The sequence below is a fragment of the Pseudomonadota bacterium genome, assembly GCA_026390555.1.
In the GTDB taxonomy this organism is placed as follows: Bacteria; Bdellovibrionota_C; UBA2361; order UBA2361; family OMII01; genus OMII01.
This window is the reverse complement of the sequence record JAPLFS010000043.1, coordinates 1-19,694: the sequence shown is the minus strand read 5'-3', so window position 1 is coordinate 19,694 and position 19,694 is coordinate 1. Positions and strand designations below refer to the sequence as shown.

Genomic DNA, 19,694 nt, shown 5'->3' with positions numbered 1-19,694 from the left:
CTATATAGAGCGGTTCCACCGGCATTCTTTTACCTCAAGGGGAGCGCTATAAGAGCCGAATTATCTTGTAGGGGCAAGAAGCCCCTATCGTTTCCAAGGCAGGAGACGAAAAGCGCCAAGAGGGCTATGAAAACAGTTCTTATTATTGATGATAATCACGACTATCGTGAGACCTTCCGAGAGATCCTCGAGGACAACGAGGTGGAGGTCTTCGAATCCGATTGCCCAGACTCGGCATACGAGCTGCTGAGTACGATAGATCCCCCTGATCTAATCATATGCGATCTGCATATGCCGTTTACACACAAAGAGGATGCAGGTGAGTACCCGATCTCCAGAGACGTAGGGATCAAAACAGCACAGGAGCTTGCTTGGGTATACCCCAACACCTCAGTTATTGCGTTGACCGCATCAGATCCAAGCGAGATGAAGCAGGTAAAGAGCGACCTTGCACCGATCCCAGCATACCCAAAACCTTTGCACTATAAAGAGCTGGTTGAGCTGATACACTGCTTGCTACTCTGCAAGGATTTTGGCGGCCTGCAGTAAAGCTACCGAATATATCGATTAACGATATTCTCCAGCATCTCCTGTCGACCTGAGACGTTCGCAGCAACTTCTCCCTTCTGAAGCATATAGCGCTCAAGGGTCTCAAAGTTAGCGGTGCCCTCCTCTATGTCGATGCCAACTCCGGCATCCCAAGAGCTATAGCGCTTCTGAAGCATCTCTTTAAGGATGCCGTCTTTTCGAATCGCAGCAGCTATCTTTAACCCCTGCGCAAAGGCATCCATCGCACCAATATGGGCATAGAATAGATCTATCGGCTCAAAGCTCTCGCGGCGAACCTTAGCATCGAAGTTTAACCCTCCTCGCCCAAGTCCTCCATTCTCAAGAATGACCAACATCGCCTGTGCGGTGGTATAGATATTAGTTGGGAACTGATCAGTGTCCCAACCGATTAACTCGTCCCCACGATTCGCATCGACTGAGCCAAGCATGCCGTAGCTGCTGGCGTAAGTAAGCTCATGGTACATCGAGTGTCCGGCCAGGGTGGCGTGATTAGTTTCGATATTGAACTTAAATTCCTTATCTAAACCGTAGGTCTTAAGGAACGCCATACAGGCAGCGCAGTCGCTGTCGTATTGATGAGTTGTCGGCTCTCTTGGCTTAGGTTCGATCAGGAACTGAGCATCCAGGCCGATCTTCTTTTTATGCTCAACCGCCATATGTAGAAACTTTGCTAAGTGATCAAATTCCCTACGTAGGTTGGTGTTGTAAAGGGTGTGATACCCCTCTCGGCCGCCCCAGAACACGTAGTTAGTTCCACCAAGCTCCTTAGTTACCTCCAGGGCTTTCTTAACCTGCGCTGCAGCGTAGGCAAATACATCGGCGTTACAACTAGTAGAGGCCCCATGCACGAAGCGCTTATTTGTGAATAGATTAGCGGTGCCCCAGAGGAGTTTAATACCGGTTCTAGCTTGGGCCTCCTTAAGCTTCTTTACTACGGCATCGAGATTTTTATTGGTCTCTGAGAGATCCTTGCCCTCAGGCGCTACATCTCGATCATGAAAACAGTAATAAGGAACACCAAGCTTAGACATGAACTCAAATGCGACATCAACGCGCTTAAGCGCCATCTCTAATGAATCAGAGCCATCCTCCCAAGGGCGAACTGCGCAACCTGGGCCGAACGGATCGCCGCCTGTTCCGCGCATGGTGTGCCACCAAGCAACTGCAAAACGGAGATGATCCTTCATCGTCTTGCCCTCTACGACCTCGCTTGGATTGTAGTGTCTGAAAGCAAGGGGGTTTTTTGAGTCTGGACCTTCGAATTGTACTACTGGGACCTCAAAATGCTCAGTCATGGTGCCTCCTATAACGTTAATCTAAGTAAAATTAAAATTTAAGATTCTGTTTCGCGAGTTAAAACTGATCGCCAACGTGAGAAGACCTCTTTGTACTCGGAGTGCGCAGAGGGCACAATGGTTCCCTTTGTCTTCATACCTCTATAGGCGTCCTCTACGGATTTAAAAACAGCGGCGCCAAGACCGGCTCCCCGTGCGGCGCCCTCAGCTCCATCGGTATCAATCAGATCTATCGGAGCATCCACCATCGAAGCGAGCGCCTGAGAGAAGATCTGGCTTCTAAACATATTACCATATCCCGCGCGTAGCGAATTAACCGTGATTCCCATGTCACGCATAATCTCAACACCGTAAGATAGCGAGGCAGCGATCCCCTCCATAGCTGAACGATAGACATCACCCGCAGTATGAATATTAAGTTCAATACCGTGCAGGGAGGCACCGAGGCTCTTGTTGTTTAGGGTACGTTCTGCGCCATTTCCAAACGGCAAGAATGAGAGACCACGCGCTCCGATCGGTGAAGCAGAGGCTTCACGATCAAGATTGATATAATCTTTAGTAAAGTTAACCTTAATCCAACGTGAAAGCGCGCCTGCACCGTTAACACAAAGCAAAACACCGAGACGTGGATTTTGAGCGGTATGATTGACGTGTAGAAAGGTATTAATCCTTGATTGTGGATCGATGCACGGCTTATCTGCGATACCGTAGACAACTCCGGAGGTTCCGGCATTAGCGCCAACCTCACCCGGATTAAGAACCTTTAAGGCGAAGGCGTTATTTGGTTGATCGCCGGCGCGATAGGTAACAGGTACATTTAAAGGTAGGCCCAACTCACGCGCCACCTCATTACGCACGCTCCCCTGCATACCGAAAGATGGCGAACTTTTTGGAACGAACTCCTTTGGAATGCCGTAGTAATCTAACAGCTCGGTAGCCAGCCGAGATTGACGAAAATTCCACATTATCCCCTCAGAGAGACCTGAGAGCGAGGTCATTGCCTCTCCGGTTAGGCGCAGCGCCACATAATCTCCGGGCAACATCATGTATCGTATCTTTTCAAAGATCTTTGGCTCGTTCTGTTTAACCCAGGCTAGTTTAGAGGCGGTGAAATTCCCCGGAGAATTAAGAAGATTCTGTAGGCACCAATCCTTGCCAAGTTTCTCCCAAGCCTCTTCACCGAGAGCTACGGCACGACTATCACACCAGATTATGGATGGTCTAAGGGGCTGCAGCGCGGCATCAAGTAGCACCAAGCCATGCATCTGATATCCGATTCCGATCCCTTTAAGCCCAGCTAGGGAGGTCTCTTGCCCGATCTCACGGATTACATGAGTGACATGCTCCCACCAGAGGTCCGGATGCTGCTCAGCCCAGCCCGGATTAGCGGCAGTGATGGGGAGCTCCGTTCCTGGGGATGTTGCGCGCGCGATAACTTCGCCCGTTTCAGCATTAAGCAGAGCACCCTTGACCGAGGAGCTGCCGATATCTAGGCCTAACAGGGTAGCGTTCAGGGTAGCGTTCATAGTGCCTCAGTTAATTTTGCAATTGCTTGCAATTTAATTGGATAGAGGCCGTTTCGGCCTCGGTCCTCCCAGAAGGATCAGTTGCTAAACTACTTTTTGTCGATAATGAGCGGCTTATCTGCCCTCGATCAAGAGCTGGATAAAACCATATTAAGAACCAAAACCCTAGTAAAACTTAATGGGTGCTGTATGGCTACAACGTATCTTATCTAAGTAGCCGTAGTTTCGGGTTATTTTATGCCAAGTATCGGGGCCATAATTACCCGACGATTAGAGTAATAAGCTATAAAAAGAGAGATGCTTATGAATGATGGATATCTCTGAGACCTTTACCTATCAGACCTGTAGAGGGGATTGAGCGTACCTTAATCGGCTGTTATGTTCGCGGGTATAGCGCGTGTAAACACACCTGGGATCAGAGAATAGCAGGAGCTGAGGAGTTATGGAGGTCTTCCGGCGGGGTATATAAGATAGTGCGAATCGTAACGTGATGCGTAACTATTCACTACAGTATAAACTTGTGGGTGGTTAAAAGGATTCGATCTTGAGATCGTGCTTAGTTTATGCGGAATGGTTACATGCGCTCTTTTTTTAGTATCGCAGCTCTCGTTATCGTCTTAGCATATCGTTATATCCTATTTACTCAGGGGGGAGAGTTTGCTGACGACCCTGGTGTTGGATGGCACCTTAAGACCGGTCAACAGATCTTAGAGACGTTAAAGGTGCCCTACCTTGATCCTTTTCTTGCTCCGACCATCGCCCCCGCACTAGGACTAGAGCCCGGACAGCAGCGCCTCTGGGTTTGCGATCAGTGGCTAGCGGATCTTATCCTCTTTGTATCGAAGAGAGTAGGTGGGTACCCACTCGTCTATGCTTTATGTGCGGCAATCTACCTCATTTCCTTCTTCGGAGTGGTCGGAGGTATGACAAGGGAGAGCAGCCGCTCGGCGCTGTGTGCACTCGCTGTTACTGTCCTTGCGTTTAAGCTATCAGAGATTCACTTTATTCTGCGGCCGGTACTGTTTAGCATCCTTTTTTTTACGCTCACGTATCGTCGTATCCGAGCTGTTGCAACTCTCGGAGCGGGAGAGCTCCGAGAGTTCGGTTACACCGCTGTGTATCTCTGTGTAATATTTATCCTCTGGGCAAACATGCATCCGGCGTTTGTTGAGGGGTTACTGCTTCTTGCACTCGCCGTGCCCGTGCTCGCTTTTGACAAGAGATCCTCGCGTAGAAGGGTGACAGAGATGTGTGCGCTCCTTGCAGTGTGTGCGGTTGCAACACTTTGCAATCCACGGGGCATCGAGCTTCACAGGAGTATCTTTGCACTAGCTGGCGATCGGTATCTGCTAGGGCTTAATCAGGAGTGGAAGCCGCTGCTGGAGCTGGGAGATTTCGTGGGTTTTTTCGGCGTGTTGTTTACCATCCTTTGTGTCCTTCCCGTTCTACTTGCCGTCTGGATGAGAAGCAGAATGGCTACTGGATGGGTGCTAGATCTTGTCGCTACTATCGTTTTTGGTGTGCAGGCGTTCTTGATGGTGCGGTGTGTTCCCTTTGTAGCTATAGCGGCAGCCCCACTTGCGGCGAGGGTCTACTCAGAGCTTCTGGGTTTTCAATTACCAGGGGTGTTTAATTTAAGTCAGCGCTGTTTTACAGCTGTTGATAAGCGCGAGGGCAAGACTCTAAGCTGGGGTAGTATCGCCCTTGTCTGCGCAGTTGTCGGAATCGCCGCAGCATGGGTTGCGCCTGGTATGGTAGTGCAAGAGGCCCTTGGCCCGTCTACTAAAAAGTACGACCAAGCCATCGTTAGTGCAATTAGGAACGACGCTCCACGGGGTGTAGTGTACGCGACCCCTAACTTGGGTGGATTCCTGACAGCATCGCTCTACCCTGACTTTCGAGCTGTAATCGATGATCGGAACACCCTTATTGGTGCTGAGTTGTACCGTAGATATTTCCGCAGTATGGAGTCACTTCAAGAGCTGCAGAGCATCATTACGGCATTTGGTGTCACACACCTTATATTAGAAAAGGACCGAGCTGTTATGCGCGAGGCTAGAGAGAGCGGGGTGTGTACAATTTTGCTGGAGAGCGAGCAATGGAGCGTGTGTAGGATTAATTAAGTGGCTCATCGCATAGTCGACTGGGTAACAGCAAAATCTAGCGCTTAATTGCCTTGCAGACCATAGCTGGCAAGGGAGCTGCGTAGGAGCTGCATAAACTGCTCCCGTGGAACTAGGCGTGCCCCCAGACCTTCAGAGAAAGGGGTAAGGATCTGACAGTCGCACCAGGTTGCACCGTTCTGTTTTAAGTAGTTAACTAACTCGCACATGGCGACCATTGAGGCTCCCGAGCTGCGATAGAAGGCCGACTCCGCCGCAAAGAATTGACCGATCTGAACGCCGTACACACCCCCAACTAGCTCGCCATTCAGGTAAGTTTCAAAGCTGTGACAGTATCCGGCGTTAAAGAGCTCACAGTACGCTTCGATTATCTGTTCGGTAATCCATGTGCCGTCCTGAGTACCCCGATTTTTCAACTCAGCACAACGCTCGACAACGCTCCGAAAGTTAGTATCGATACGGACGTTAAACGGCACACTTTTACGAGTGCGTTGAAAACGGCGCGAGAGGTGAAATTCATCCAAGAAGAGCACAGCACGTTCCGGTGGAGCGAACCAGGCTAACAGTTCCTCTGCAATGGGCCAGGGGAAGATGCCGTTAAGGTAGGCATGCAGTAGCGAAGAGACACTAAGATCTCCCCCCAAAGCCAAAAGGCCATCGGGGTCTGCTTGCTCTACTGGGGGAAATAAGGGTACTGCCATGGAATCTAGGTATTTATAAGGGGATAACTATCTGAGATCTCGTTTAGCGCTGTTTGAGTGGGCCATAGTGCCGTATCATATAGTTAGGCAGCTCTGCACCAAAGGGGTTATTATTAATTACGCAGCTACCTAATCTTTGGTTGTAATGATACGGCTATGGTGGCTATAGAAAAGTTATACTGGTGTGAATAGTTGGTATAAAATTGTATGGGAAGATCTAAAGTTGGTCATTCATCCGATACAGAGGTAGCGGAGAGGACCCGTACAAAGGCGCCGAGACACTATAAGGTACTTCTGCTCAATGATGACTTTACCACGATGGAGTTTGTTGCGCATATCGTCGAGACCGTTTTTATGAAAAGCCCCGCTGAAGCTATCCAGATTATGTTACAGGTTCATAAGGGTGGCAGGGGTGTTGCCGGCATATTTTCAAAACAGATCGCTGAAGCTAAGATTGAACGCGTTCACAATGAAGCACGGCAAGAGGGATTTCCCCTCAAGTGTATCATGGAGGAGGAGTAATGTTCAGCACGGAGTTAGGACTGACCCTTGAAGCGGCATTTCGAGAAGCAGCATCTCGTCGCCACGCTTTTTTCTGCCTTGAGCACCTGCTCTATGCTCTAACTTTCGATGAGCAGATCATGGAGATTCTCAGAAGTGCAGGCGCAGACCTACAGCTGCTGCGCAAAGATCTTGAGTCATTCTTTGATAAACATGTTGAGGTAATTCCGGTCAAATCGCAGCGCGGAGTTGTGGCGGAGCCTGCGCAAACACCAGCCGTACAGCGGGTGCTTCAGCGCGCAATCATGCATGTTCGCTCAGCTCAGAAGGATATAATCACTCCGGCTGAGGTGTTTGTTGCGATCTTTACGGAAGAGGACTCGCATGCGGTCTTTTACCTTGCCAAGCAGAGCATTACCCGCCTTGATATCGTTAATTTTATTGCACATGGTGCCTTGAGTGGCTCGCAGGAGCGAGAGGATCTTCTTGCTAGTTCTGATGATGAGGAGGACGACTTCGGTACGGCGCGCCCCGCCAGAAGCATACTTGAGCAGTTCACGGAGGATCTCACTGCCCTGGCAAGAGCGCACAAGCTAGACCCCGTAATTGGCAGAGAGAATGAGATCGAGCGTGCCCTTAAGGTGTTGTGTCGAAGGCAAAAGAATAACCCGCTCTTTCTTGGGGAGCCCGGGGTTGGTAAGACCGCCATGGCGCACGCTATCGCCTCCCGTATCGTAGCCGGGGAGATCCCTGAACAGCTTCAGGGAGCGGAGGTGTTCCTCTTGAACATGGGGACGTTAGTGGCTGGAACCAAGTTTAGAGGTGAATTTGAAGAGCGGGTGCGCCGAGTTATCCTTGAGGTTAAGCACCGTCCAAATGCGATCCTATTTATCGATGAATTGCACACGGTTGTGGGAGCAGGGGCCACCGGGACGGGCTCTCTTGATGCAGCCAACCTTTTAAAGCCTGCACTTGCTTCCGGAGAGATCCGATGTATGGGAAGTACAACGCATGCGGATTACAAAAAAACGATCGAAAAGGATCGCGCATTAAGTCGCCGTTTCTCGACGATAGATTTGGCAGAGCCGAGTGTTGCAGAGACGATCCTCGTACTTGAAGGGCTCAAGGAGAGATTTGAAACTTTTCACAAGGTCACCTTCTCCGCAAATGCGCTAAAAGCCGCAGCCGAGCTTTCGGCTAAGCACATTAACGAACGATTCCTACCTGATAAAGCTATCGATGTAATCGATGAGGCGGGGGCCGCAAATGCACTGCTTCCAAAGAAAAAGCGTCGAAAGATAATCACTGAGGAGCATATTGAGAGCGTCGTATCGGCGATAGCTCGTGTGCCGGTAAAGAGCGTTAGCAACACCGATGAGCGGGTCCTTAAGAACCTTAGCACGCAGTTAAAGATGCGAGTTTTTGGTCAGGACCAAGCAGTAGCTAGCGTTGCGCAGGCCATTAAACGTAGTAGGGCTAGTTTGCAGTCAGAGGCTAAGCCAATTGGGAGCTTTCTTTTTGCGGGCCCTACCGGTGTAGGAAAAACGGAGCTTGCGCGTGCACTTGCAGAGGAGCTTGGAGTTCACTTCCATCGTTTTGATATGAGCGAGTTTAACGACAAGCACCATGTAGCGCGCTTTACCGGAGCTCCTCCGGGATATGTTGGATATGAGGAGGGCGGGCTGCTAATCGATCTGGTTCGCAAGAACCCGTACGGCGTTATACTATTTGACGAGATTGAGAAAGCGCATCCCGATGTATTCAATATATTTCTGCAAATTATGGACGATGCAGTCCTAACCGATTCTCAGGGGCGCAAGGGTGATTTTAGAAATATCATCGTAATCTTTACGACTAATGCCGGCTCTGAAAAGGCGGGGGCGCTTGGTTTTGGAAGCTCGCAGCCGAATAACGTTAGAGACACCGCGATTAAATCCTTGTTTAAACCGGAGTTCCGCAATCGTCTCGATGAGACCGTCTTTTTTAATCCATTACCGCTACAGGTGATCGTTCAGATCGTAGCGAAATGTATACGTGAGCTAGAGACACAGCTTACGCATAGAAAGATCACCTTTGAAGTAAGCACAGCAGCGCAGGAATGGTTGGCGCAAAAAGGATTCGATGCCATCTTCGGAGCACGTCCCATGGCGCGCTTGATTCAACGTGAGCTCAAGGATCCCTTAGCCGATGAGATTCTATTCGGTAAGTTAAAGCAGGGGGGGAAGGTTAGAGTTGAACTTAAGGGTGATAAATTAAGTTTTGATATTCATAACTAGTCAGCCTATTCCAGAAATATTCGCATACGGTAATGACACTCAATAGCCCCTAAGGGGCCGATTTGCTCCGCAAATCGGGGGTGAAACATTAACTGGTCACAAAATCTGCCGTCCCCGATCAGGGGACGACCAATCGAATTACTAATGAAACTTCGCCGTAATCTCAATAGCTTGAATCACGACATTAAACTATGGTGACCAGTTACCGATATTCTAAGTCAAGTTAAGGCTGCTCAATCTGAAACTCAAAGCGCATAGAGTTAAGATTAAAGCCCAGGAGTTTAAGAGCAATGAGATCTCCAACCATTAATTGCTGTTTTATTGGCTGTATTATAATACCCCACTTTGAAAACCCCTGTACATGACAGTAGCTTAAATCTTCTCCGGTTCGTGCAACTTCACCAAGAAAAAGGTCTCCAACTAGCGCTAGTTTCTCAGAGAGCATCTCTAGGAATCTAAGTTTATAGTTACGCTCATCCCTGGCCCAGCGTTTATCGTTAAGTATCGTTGCTCGGCGTCCCATTTCATCTTGAGAGAGATTATCCATGCGCCGCATGCTGGCATCAAGTTGCAGCTGATTTGCCAGTCCTGCGGCATCGCGTGGTTTAATCTCAAGATAGGCGTCTAGGCGTAGCCCCCAGTGCCCATCGTTCTTAACTGAGTAAGTGGAGCGCAAAAGCAGGGTGTCGAGGATTGAATTCGAAAGGGAGCGAGCGGAGTGCGAGCTGTGCTCCTCTAGGCTCCTGAGGATACCAGCCACTGAGAGGGGCGAATCAAAGTCTGCTCCGTTAGCCGGGATCTTGAGCTGATGAAGGGCTGTACACCAGCTCTCTATATCGCTGGTCGATGGTTTTTTGTGTACGCGGTAGACGGCGGAGGTTTTGATATGACGCTCAAAGTAATGGGCGAGACGGCGCTTCGCCTCGATCATGGTCTCTGCCACGATGCGACTGGCGGTACCGGCACCTTCAACGCGAATCATGGGAGAACGCGAGGTGCGAGAGTGCTCTAGGATACGGGTTATCTCTGCTAGTGCTGAGATTGTGCGGGCGATATCGGGCTGAGATCGCATATCAAAGGGTTCGTTTGGGTCGAGGTTAGAGTGGTTTTTAACCCAGGCTCTGCGAATCTTACATGAGACAGTTTGCGCATCTTTATCAGGAGAGATGCGGCTCTCTACAACCCAGGCCGGCCGAAGTTCTCCGAGTTTAAAGGTTCCGGCTCCCCCGAAAAGTTGGGATCCTACTGGAGAGATGGCACGGTTACGTCCATACAGTGTGCTACCAACCCGTAGAGCGTAGCGATCCGCCACACTATGGGGTCGAATGTGATCTGTGATATCGATGAACGCTACACGCAGAATAAAGGAGCCATCGGATTTTTTCTCGCCGTGTATTAAGTCCTCTCGATCGATCGTATCAGGTCGATCAATGGCGATAAATGGAACATCGCGCAGGTTTTCACGAAGTGGTGGATCAAGTCGCGTACTCACGGGAGCTTCAGGTTGAGTTCCAAATAGCTTAGAGAGGATCTCCTCAAGTACCGGACGCGCACTTTCGGTAAGGAGTTCAGTACGGCGAAAGCGGCTGCGCAGATGATTCTGTAGATTTTGATCAACCTCCACTCGATTGATTAGCACAGTTGTCATTGGGTGCAGCTCCTCTAGAGCGCGGCGCCATGTAGCCAGCGCTGGCTCAAGCTGTGGTGGCACGTATAGCTTAAGAACAACCAGTTCAAATTTGCGGGCCATTATGGGGAGTTGGTAGCGATATGCACGATGAAGCTCAAGTCCGGCTGGAATCGTCTGCTTGATCTCGTCAATAATAGTGTATGAGGGCTTCTTGGGTATCCTACGTTGGATCCCTATAGAGAGCTCCTTGGTTGCAGGTTCTTGGGCTGGTACTTGGTCTGAAGGTGCAGAACGGGAATGCGCCGAGCGATGGGTAGGCGCAACGCCTGCAACGCTTGCAGAGGTAGAGGGCGGCTGGGGTTCTATCGATACAGTGCGTTTATCCCGGTCTAGCATACTAAGTTACCTCTATTATACTCCGTATTGATGGGTTATGCACAGAGGAAAGCAGTGCTGGATTATATCGTTAATAGGTTGTGAGTTAGGAGGCCTGGACCATTGCGTTAGAAAGTCGCATCCTAGCATCTAGCAGATTAAAGGTAGGATTCAGGAATGACCAAAATACGTAATGCAGAGGACCTACTTGACCAAGCGCTTGAAACATTTGCTGCCTCAAATAGGTTTGGATTTCTCCGCACGCTTCAGATCGGAAAATTGATAGGAGTTGAAAGGGGCACGCTTGGAGCTGTTGCTGAGATTAGCTGTGAAAAGCTGATAGAGCTTAGAGCGCAGGGGATTAAGCAGCTACATAAACTAACATCACGGCAGATGGAAGATCTGGCACAGCTCATTCTAGCCCTTGGGAATGGGGGCGCTAGTGAAGCAAACGGAGCCGTGGATACAACACAATCTAATGCAGAGTCGTACGATCTAGGGGTAGAACAGAGCTACAGCACCGTTCAGTTGGAGATTAATCTAAAGCAGAAGGTTAAGGAGCTGCAGGCACATCCTAAATTTCAAGTGATTCGTACCGCAACCGTTGGGCAGTACTGGGACCCGGACTGGCCCAGCGCGCCCTTTGAAGAGGCGCTGACTATCGCGCAGCTGGTCGAGATGGATGTTGCGCTACTTTTTAAAAAACGCACAACTAGCGGCTCCCGTATCTCCTACCTTACTAGGGCGATTGAGAGAGCCCTTAAAACAAAGGGAGCTATCAGCATAAAGGTAGGCGCACTTCGCACCCCAATTGTAGTACCCTCATTGCGTGCAGCTCGCACCGAGAGCGCGGTTGGTATGGGGGTCGGCAAACAGCACCCCTGGCTGGTTGAAAGTTCAGAGGTGTGGGGAATAGGCCGCACCCCTGCTGCCTTAGCGATGATAGAGTCCTTTATCGTGGCAACAACTCAGCAGGAAGCTAGTGGGGCTTCATTACAGGAGTTGATGAGCTCTCTACCGCAATATATCACTAGGTCGGAGTTCCTGCGAGTTGTGGAGGACGCCCCCCTCACCCCCCGTGTATTAACTCAGCTCGGTAGGTGGCTCCGCAGCAATAGAACGTCACCCCGTATCGCTCTTATAAGTGATGCGCTGCAGGCGCCTGGCTGCGCGCTAGCGTCTCTGGCGCGGCTCGTCAGTGACGAGGGTAATTACTCGGCGTTTTCGGGCCTTGCGGCGATTGTACTTGCGCGAGCTCTTAAGGCTACGCAGGTCTGCTATGGAGCGCAGGTTTGCCCGGGGGTATGGAGCCTTAATACTGCACTGATTGCGCTCGTTATTAATGAAGCGAAGCGCCATAAGTCACGCAACGTAGCGCGTATAGTTAAGGAGCTCTGCCCAGCCATGGACCCGTTCTTGCACTCATGGCTCTGTGAAGTTGTGAGGGGCACAACCCCTCGTAAGGGTCTTCGTAAGGGAAAGTAGTGCCGGCTTTAGGCGGCAATAAATACCCCTAGACCCTTTTTCTGCTTCAATCGCGGGGGGGACTATGGCCGGCATGAGTTTTTCTGGTTTAGCATCGGGCATCGATTCGGCAGCGTTGATAGAAGCTGCCAGCGAAGCATCACGTACTACGCGGGTTAAACCCAATGAAAAACGTATTACGGAGCTGCAGGAAACAAATGCAGCAACCGAAGAGCTTAGCAATAAAATGGATCTACTGCGTGCTACCCTTAAGGGATTTACGACCCTTAGCGGTGGAGGAGTAAGCAAGACAGGTGTCAGTAGTAAGGAGTCCGTAGTAACCGCCGAGGCCTCTAATGCAGCAATTAACGGAGGCTATTCCGTAACTGTTAACTCTCTAGCAAAAAACCACACCTTCAGTTTCGATGCAACCTTTGCAAGCCTAAGTGGGGCTGTCCAGAACACCCTTAGCGGAGCAGAGTCAGCCGCCGATAGAACCATCAGTTTTACTGTAGGGATTGGAGCAGAGCAGGAAAGCATCGGTATTGAAATTACTGATGCTACCTATAGCGCATCAGATTTTGTTACGGCTTTTAATAATGCCAGTTCGAAAGCGCAGGCATCGCTTGTAAATATAGGAACGACAGCAAGCCCGGCCTACAAGATCGTACTTACCTCTGTCTACGAAGGCACAGAGAAGGGAACTATCACTCAAACTGCGATAGGAGCCGCGCTTACTAATTTAGTGGCACATAGTGAGGATGCCGCTGATGATGCTGAGATAGTTATCACCGGTATAGGAACGATAACACGAACTACTAACAGCATCACCGACGTTATTCCTGGAGTCACTCTAAACATTTCATCGCTCGGCAGCGCTATCGTGCGAATAGCAGAAGACGTTGACACTACTGTCTCTAGGGTGCAGGATTTTATCGACTCGTACAATGAATTAGTTCAGTTCGTAAATGAGAACAACCAGGTTACAAGAGATGATTCGAAAAAAGAGGTGACTAATACATTCGCCCCACTGGCTAGTAGCAGAAACGATGACAGCGCCTTAACAGCGCTGCGCTCTGCGCTCTCCACCGCCACTGCCAGCGGAGGTTCTGCGGCGCGCATCTTTGCAGATCTCGGCATTACAACCGATCGGAACGGAACTCTTAAATTCGACTCCACTAAGCTAAAGACAGCCATCGCTTCAGAACCAACGAGCGTGAGCGATATTCTTAGCAGCTTTGCTGATATCACGGCGACAACATCCGGTACTATCGATATTTACACCCGCTTTCAGGGATTGTTGGAACTGAGCGTCAATAACAATAAGGAGACGGTCTCTGATCTGAGCACCCGTATTCAAGAGGCCGAGAAACAGATCGAGCGCCAGGCCGAGAGTATGCGGTCACGCTATGCACGCCTTGAGGCCTTGACGAGTCGTTTGCAACAACAACAGAGCTCACTGACAAGTGCGTTGAGTGGCTTGGGATAGATCGCAGAAGGCGATTCAACTTAACAACTGTTAGCGCATCTGAGCGCGGGCTTCGCTTGAGGAGTCTCTTTGAGCGATGGTTGTTAGCGCTGGGCGCGTATCTACAGCCGGTATAAATGAATCCATCTCGACCGTTACCATTCCTATAAATACGGAGCTCTCAATCCTAAGAATATCCCGTTGCTCATCATCTGTGATGTATATAAAGGCTTCACGCAGTTTAGAGCGAGGCTTAGTAGTTGTTAGATTCCGCACCTGTGGAGATATTACGAATACGTTACGCGGCGCGCCCTGAAAATTAATCGTGGTGCGCTTAACTGCGGTTAAGGTTATAAAATAGCGACTCCTGCCATTAAATACGTCGAAGTGCTTGCTCTCTCCAATTTGCCATTCAAGGGTTCGTGCCAGGAAGGCAGCGCCGATCGGATCGATGGTTGGATTGTTCGGAGTGAAGGAGACCGACTGCTTATCTGGGTCATCTAGCCCCTTCCGTCGTATAGCCGAGACGCTCTTTGAGTGCGGTTCAAAGGCTAGCTCGATATTCTTATGGCGAGAATTTTCGCGATGATCGATCGATAGGCTGACAGAGGATAGATCCGATCCCTCCAGCACCCCTCTGGCTTCGTAGCGTAGCTTATAGAGCAGGTCAACGCCGCTATAGGTGCGCGCGGCTGCGTCTATCAGATATTGGCCACCCTTCTCTCGCACGGTAACGGAGCGCTATGTAATCGTCAGCTTTTGCAGTCATCGTAAAGGTAATAATAAGGGTGAGGGCAGAGGTGATAACGCTCAATTGAGCCGCTTCGCATATCGCCGTGCGGGGTATGAATACTCTCTTCATGCGTTTGGCCCTCATGGCTCTCTAGTAGGGAACGTTAGTGTGATAGTAATGGCAGCTAACTGACAGCACCAGCTTAATTAGATGAGTCAGGGTCGATACATGTACTAGCTTTTGAGTAGTTTAAGTAAGTTGGCTAGCATGAATGAGTGCCCAAGCCTTGTCAAACATTGTTTGAGGCAAGTGGGAGATAAAGGAGCTAAGATTGGAATCATTTAAGCGGGAGTGTCCAGGGCTATTTGCTAAGCTGTCTAGAACACTAGATCCTTGCACCCTGCAACAGCTCTCTCAGGACTATCAGCAGGCTGGAGCAGCGGGTGGTAACCTTGAGGTTGGGATCGTTCGTGAGGAGGGGGTGTCATTTAATCCCCGCATAGCGCGCATCGTGTCCATTGTGCTGCAAGATGGAGGTGTGCTGCAAGATGGAGGTTGCAATGAACCTATCACCTTGCGTGCAGCTATATATGCCACTATCCCAGCGATGCCAGATATACTTGGTGATGAAGATGGGGCTATCAAGGGGCTTATCAACGAGCTGCGAAAGGATCTAGTTGATGCTACTATGGACGGTCGAGCTAGAATACTAGCGCTTGCCATAGAACTTGATTCGATACGACATCTGCATATGAGCGCTCTCTCGTTAACAGAGAAGAGGGAGGTGCTCGAATACGCAGCAAGACTGGCCGAGTACGGGGCGCAAGCAGTTTTAAGTGCGAAGTTGTCAAAGAAGCTTGCGCATGGAGTTTCTATGCAGAGCAATAGGATCTGACTATAAGTATGAAACGGTTCTTCGAGAGTAGTAGATGAATGTAGAGATGGCACTGCATAGAAAGTTAATTGGATGGGTGCTAACTCCGCCTTATTTCGTCGTATTTATATCGATCCTATGCGTATTTCACGTTTTTCTGCTGCTAGCCGGGCTGTTTGGCAGATCTCAACAGAAACGGGTGCTCGACATCATGAACCTGTGCATCATCTGGAATATCAGATTACTGACCGGGGCATCCTATCGTGTCTTAGGAACACCAACACTGCCAGAGGATCGCGCGGTTCTTATCGTATCGAATCATCAAAGCATGTACGACATACCGATGATTATGTGGGCATGCCGGCAGCGTGAGATCGGCTTCGTTGCCAAGCAGGAGTTAGGACGTTGGATTCCTAGTATTTCCCTCTCTCTTAGGCGACTGGGCTCCGTGCTGATCGACCGCAAGGATCCCAAGCGATCAATAGCGGCGATTCGGAGCTTCGGAGCACGAAAGGAGCGGGAATGCCAGGTTGCGGCACTTTTTCCAGAAGGGACACGCGCTAGGGATGGGAAGATGAAAAAATTCAAATCCACAGGATTTAGAGCCCTGACCATAGCCATGCCGGGAGCTATTATTCAACCGATAGTGATACGGGGTAACTGGGAGCTACTTAGATATCACTTTTTGCCGGTACCGTTTGGCACCTGCATAGAGCTTGAGTTCCTTGAACCGTTTGAGCAGGGGGGGGCCTCAACTGAGGCTCTGCTAGAGCAGATTGAGGACCGAATTCGAGGCGCAGTAAGGGCTTGAGTATCGACGCTTGAATTGTTCCTGAAATACGTCTAAAACCTTACATCGTTGGGCCGGAGTGGCGGAATGGTAGACGCGGCGGATTCAAAATCCGCTACTCGCAAGGGTGTGGGGGTTCGAGTCCCTTCTTCGGTATATAGCATGAGAGTATATTCATGGCGCAGGCCTCATATAACATAGCGCAGCTGCCCCGCGTTGAGGGCGCCAATGTGGCGATCATCGCCTCTAAGTGGTACCGTGAATACTCCGAGGCGATGATCAAAAAATGCCTTGGGGTGCTTGAGGATGGTGGTTGTGCCGAGCCGCAAATTCATATCGTTCCAGGATGTCTTGAGATCCCCCTTGCTGCTCGTAGGCTGATGCAGTGCGATCCAACACTAGAGGCGATAATCGTCTTCGGAGTTATTCTCAAGGGTGATACCTACCACTTTGATATCGTTAAAGATCTCTGTATGAGTGGACTTGAGCGCGTGATGTTCGAGTGTGATGTTCCGATCATAAACGAGATCCTGCCGGTGGATAAAATTGAAGACGCCGCTGCACGCAGCCAAGACGATCAGCGCAATAAGGGACTAGAAGCAGGCATTGCAACGCTTGAGATCATTGATTGGCGACGCAAACATCCGCTACCACAACACACCCGTTAGTTAATGTAACGCTTTGAACACAAAGACTTAATAAATTATTCGCATAGTACTTAAGATAGGAGTATAAAAGCGCAGTGGTATATCTACTTGGAGCATCTGTTTCTATGCACCTTAAAAGTATCTTTAAATCACTTCCCTTATTAAGATCTCTGCCTATAGGGTTGTATGGAACGCTGTTGCTGTACGGCATAGCTTTTTCAACAGCTCACGCAGAGCCACTAGCTTACACAGAGCCACTAGCTCACGCAGAGCCACTATCTTACGCAGAGCCACTGCGGCTTATCGTTCCGGGCAAGGAGGTTGTAGTCTCATTTCCCCGAGATCTCCAGACCCGTGCTGCGGCGCGCAACATAAAGAACCTGCGAACACCAGCGCACCTGCATATACAACGGTCCCAGGGGTCGAGCTCCATAGGCGTAGTATCTACGACTGATGTTGTCGCCGCACAATCGTTTAATCCTGTGGTAGTAAATGACGCTGCCATAGCCGCTATCTGTGCCGAGGTGTACAGGAATAATCCGACTACCTCGGTCACCTGTGAGGCGAATGTCCTCTTCCATGCCGCAGGTATACCAAACGATACCAACTATTCGGCACTTTACGGCATGGAGAGGATTGGCGCACCTGCGGCGTGGGATATTACGACCGGCTCAAGCAGCGTAGTTGTAGCTGTTGTTGATACCGGCATCGACTACATGCATCCGGACCTGCAGGGAAATATTCAGCTTAACTCAGGCGAGACCCCAGCAAACGGGGTGGACGATGATGGCAACGGTTTTGTTGATGATTACTATGGGTACGACTTCGCTAACACGGATCGCAATCCGATGGATGACAATGAGCACGGCACGCACGTTGCTGGTACGATCGGAGCTCGCGGCAACAACGCCCGTGGCGTAACTGGGGTTAATTGGCAGGTGGGTCTATTGGCGGTCAAGGTTCTTGATAGCCAGGGCAGTGGCTTTCTCTCCGATGTTGCAGCGGGGATCGAATACGCAGCAGATCGCGGGGCCTCAGTAATTAACCTCTCATTGGGCGGACCCTCTAATGCACAGGTGCTTCAGAACGCGGTAACATATGCGCGCACACAAAATGTCCTGCTCGTAGTCGCCGCAGGGAATGAGTCTAGCGATAACGATAGCGTGCCGTCATATCCGGGGAACTTCTCTGCGGATAATATTTTGGTCGTTGCCGCGACTAATTCTAGCGATGTTTTGACGAACTTCTCAAACTATGGCGTAACAAAGGTCGATGTAGCGGCGCCTGGATCTGACATTTTAAGCACCACACCTAGCGATGCATACCAGAGCTTTAGTGGTACCTCGATGGCTACGCCACATGTCGCAGGGCTTGCCGCGCTTATCAAGGGGGTTAATCCAACCCTAGGCTATGCGGATATTAAAACTATTATAATGAATACGGTTGATTCCCAGGCATCTTTACTTGGCCGTATCGTAACGGGTGGTAGGATAAATGCGGCTAGCGCTATTGCAGTTGCCATCTCTGGAATAGCCCCAACGCCGCCAACGGATGTTTTAGTTGGCAATAATACGTTGACCCTTTCAATTGAGCGCTCGCAGAGGCGCGCCTATCTCTTCGGTGAGATATTCGATTCTAACGGCAACTTATTAGCGGATAAGGCTGTTCATCTGCTCTGTAAAAAACGCCAGGTTGCAACTCGAGTCAGTGATCTCTCTGGCTATTACGAGCTAGAACGTCGCCGACCGAAGGTTCATACCAGGTGCTATGTCAAGGATGACAACGGAAATCGCTCTAGATCCGTAAGGCTGCGATAGCTAGAGCTGGGCAAAACCTTTAGTGCTGGCTAAGCCTATGCCCCTGTGTTAACCACACTACGTGCAAAGCTCTATTCAACAAACAGAGCCAGTAGTTCGTGCTGGTGGCGGTATTTGGACCGTACTTATAGCTCTTTGGTTTCTTGGCTCCTACGCTATAGCCGCCTTGAATCCGGTCTATTTTGATGAGATAGCGTACGAGTATATCCTCGGCCGATACTTCCGAGAGGGCGGGCGCATGTTGTTTATGTGGCCGCAGTGTACAACCGAGTTCAGTCAAGAGACTCCTTTGCTCTGGGTCGTGCCGCGCATGATATTAGGTGCGCTTTATGGAGTTATTCCTAATCTTATGTGGTTACGTGGCCTAGGTCTTGCAATCGCTCTGCTAGATGTTTGGTTGCTCTTTAAGATCCTTACAAATAATGCACGTCTCGTGCCTAGGAGCTTAATAGCTACCTACTCTCTAAGCATGAGTCTCGGCGCATTTCCATTTCTATTTGTAATGGCCAGACCGGAGGGCGCTCTCGTCATGTGCGCCTTTTTGGCGATAGTAATAGCCCAGTATGGGATGCAGAGTAGCGATATTTCCCCCTGGCGCCGCGGAGTCTTGCTCGCCGCGGTAGGATTTATTGCCTTGTTTGCCGCAGTGCTACATCCACTTGGGGTTATTATGACTCCGATCTTTCTGGCCTGCTTTGTATTTACGCTGGGCAGTAGAAAGATATGGTGCAGTAGGAAGATCGTGGTAGCGGCGATTGTCCTGCTCTGTATCGCTAACTGTGTTAGTATTAGCTCGCATACTGGAGTTACTCGGTGTAACGAAAGCCAGGATATTACCGATTTCATCAGTTGGTATAGTGGTAGCCCTGGTTTGCATGGTGCCTACTTACTCTTACTCTCTGCG

General features: G+C 50.0%; 17 protein-coding genes and 1 tRNA gene. 12 read left to right on the top strand and 6 right to left on the bottom strand.

The features are described from left to right. The first annotated feature begins 126 nt into the window (after positions 1–126). Complete coding sequence (locus NTV65_06335; GenBank protein MCX6114815.1) at positions 127–549, top strand: response regulator; 423 nt, start codon at positions 127–129, stop codon at positions 547–549. Positions 550–551: 2 nt separating this feature from the next. On the opposite strand, the gene xylA is transcribed toward NTV65_06335, so the two are convergent. Further along, entirely contained in the window at positions 552–1,865 is a 1,314-nt protein-coding gene (gene xylA / locus NTV65_06330; protein ID MCX6114814.1) for a xylose isomerase, read from the bottom strand. Positions 1,866–1,903: 38 nt separating this feature from the next. Further along, on the bottom strand, positions 1,904–3,391 hold the full coding sequence (locus NTV65_06325) for an FGGY family carbohydrate kinase (protein MCX6114813.1): 1,488 nt from the start codon (positions 3,389–3,391) through the stop codon (positions 1,904–1,906). A gap of 578 nt (positions 3,392–3,969) precedes the next feature. Here NTV65_06325 and NTV65_06320 point away from each other — a divergent pair. After that, positions 3,970–5,514, top strand: a complete 1,545-nt coding sequence (locus NTV65_06320) for a hypothetical protein (GenBank protein ID MCX6114812.1) — start codon at positions 3,970–3,972, stop codon at positions 5,512–5,514. 44 nt (positions 5,515–5,558) lie between these two features. On the opposite strand, the gene aat is transcribed toward NTV65_06320, so the two are convergent. Then, on the bottom strand, positions 5,559–6,215 hold the full coding sequence (aat, locus tag NTV65_06315) for a leucyl/phenylalanyl-tRNA--protein transferase (GenBank protein MCX6114811.1): 657 nt from the start codon (positions 6,213–6,215) through the stop codon (positions 5,559–5,561). Between the two features lie 207 nt (positions 6,216–6,422). Between aat and clpS the strand changes: the two genes are divergently transcribed. Both clpS and clpA read left to right on the top strand, forming a co-directional pair. Continuing rightward, a complete protein-coding gene (clpS, locus tag NTV65_06310) occupies positions 6,423–6,737 on the top strand; it encodes an ATP-dependent Clp protease adapter ClpS (GenBank protein ID MCX6114810.1) in 315 nt (104 codons plus the stop codon). Continuing rightward, positions 6,737–8,992 (top strand): ATP-dependent Clp protease ATP-binding subunit ClpA, encoded by a 2,256-nt coding sequence (gene clpA, locus NTV65_06305; GenBank protein ID MCX6114809.1) that lies wholly within the window; start codon positions 6,737–6,739, stop codon positions 8,990–8,992. Before clpS ends, clpA begins: the two co-directional genes overlap by 1 nt. A 223-nt stretch (positions 8,993–9,215) precedes the next feature. Here the strand turns inward: clpA and NTV65_06300 are convergent, their stop codons facing one another. After that, entirely contained in the window at positions 9,216–11,018 is a 1,803-nt protein-coding gene (locus tag NTV65_06300) for an RNB domain-containing ribonuclease (protein ID MCX6114808.1), read from the bottom strand. 156 nt (positions 11,019–11,174) lie between these two features. On the opposite strand from NTV65_06300, the gene NTV65_06295 reads away from it, so the two are divergent. Next, the gene (locus NTV65_06295) at positions 11,175–12,482 is read left to right on the top strand and encodes a hypothetical protein (protein ID MCX6114807.1); all 1,308 of its coding nucleotides are present in this window, start codon (positions 11,175–11,177) and stop codon (positions 12,480–12,482) included. 73 nt (positions 12,483–12,555) lie between these two features. After that, a complete protein-coding gene (gene fliD, locus NTV65_06290) occupies positions 12,556–13,950 on the top strand; it encodes a flagellar filament capping protein FliD (GenBank protein MCX6114806.1) in 1,395 nt (464 codons plus the stop codon). Positions 13,951–13,980: 30 nt separating this feature from the next. Here the strand turns inward: fliD and NTV65_06285 are convergent, their stop codons facing one another. After that, on the bottom strand, positions 13,981–14,658 hold the full coding sequence (locus NTV65_06285) for a DUF3108 domain-containing protein (GenBank protein MCX6114805.1): 678 nt from the start codon (positions 14,656–14,658) through the stop codon (positions 13,981–13,983). After that, positions 14,606–14,791 carry a hypothetical protein gene (locus NTV65_06280; protein MCX6114804.1) on the bottom strand — a complete coding sequence of 62 codons (186 nt, stop codon included), beginning with the start codon at positions 14,789–14,791 and terminating at the stop codon, positions 14,606–14,608. Before NTV65_06280 ends, NTV65_06285 begins: the two co-directional genes overlap by 53 nt. A 202-nt stretch (positions 14,792–14,993) precedes the next feature. On the opposite strand from NTV65_06280, the gene NTV65_06275 reads away from it, so the two are divergent. From NTV65_06275 to NTV65_06250, 6 genes are all read left to right on the top strand, one after another. Continuing rightward, positions 14,994–15,557, top strand: coding sequence for a hypothetical protein (locus NTV65_06275; protein MCX6114803.1), 564 nt, complete (start codon positions 14,994–14,996; stop codon positions 15,555–15,557). A 34-nt stretch (positions 15,558–15,591) separates the two neighbouring features. Further along, the gene (locus tag NTV65_06270; protein MCX6114802.1) at positions 15,592–16,347 is read left to right on the top strand and encodes a lysophospholipid acyltransferase family protein; all 756 of its coding nucleotides are present in this window, start codon (positions 15,592–15,594) and stop codon (positions 16,345–16,347) included. 52 nt (positions 16,348–16,399) lie between these two features. Then, a tRNA-Leu gene (locus tag NTV65_06265) sits at positions 16,400–16,482 on the top strand. A gap of 20 nt (positions 16,483–16,502) precedes the next feature. Continuing rightward, on the top strand, positions 16,503–16,994 hold the full coding sequence (gene ribH / locus NTV65_06260; GenBank protein ID MCX6114801.1) for a 6,7-dimethyl-8-ribityllumazine synthase: 492 nt from the start codon (positions 16,503–16,505) through the stop codon (positions 16,992–16,994). 104 nt (positions 16,995–17,098) lie between these two features. Continuing rightward, positions 17,099–18,790 carry a S8 family peptidase gene (locus NTV65_06255; GenBank protein MCX6114800.1) on the top strand — a complete coding sequence of 564 codons (1,692 nt, stop codon included), beginning with the start codon at positions 17,099–17,101 and terminating at the stop codon, positions 18,788–18,790. A gap of 61 nt (positions 18,791–18,851) precedes the next feature. Beyond that, the coding region (locus NTV65_06250) for a hypothetical protein (GenBank protein ID MCX6114799.1) at positions 18,852–19,694 on the top strand (843 nt) is incomplete at its 3' end.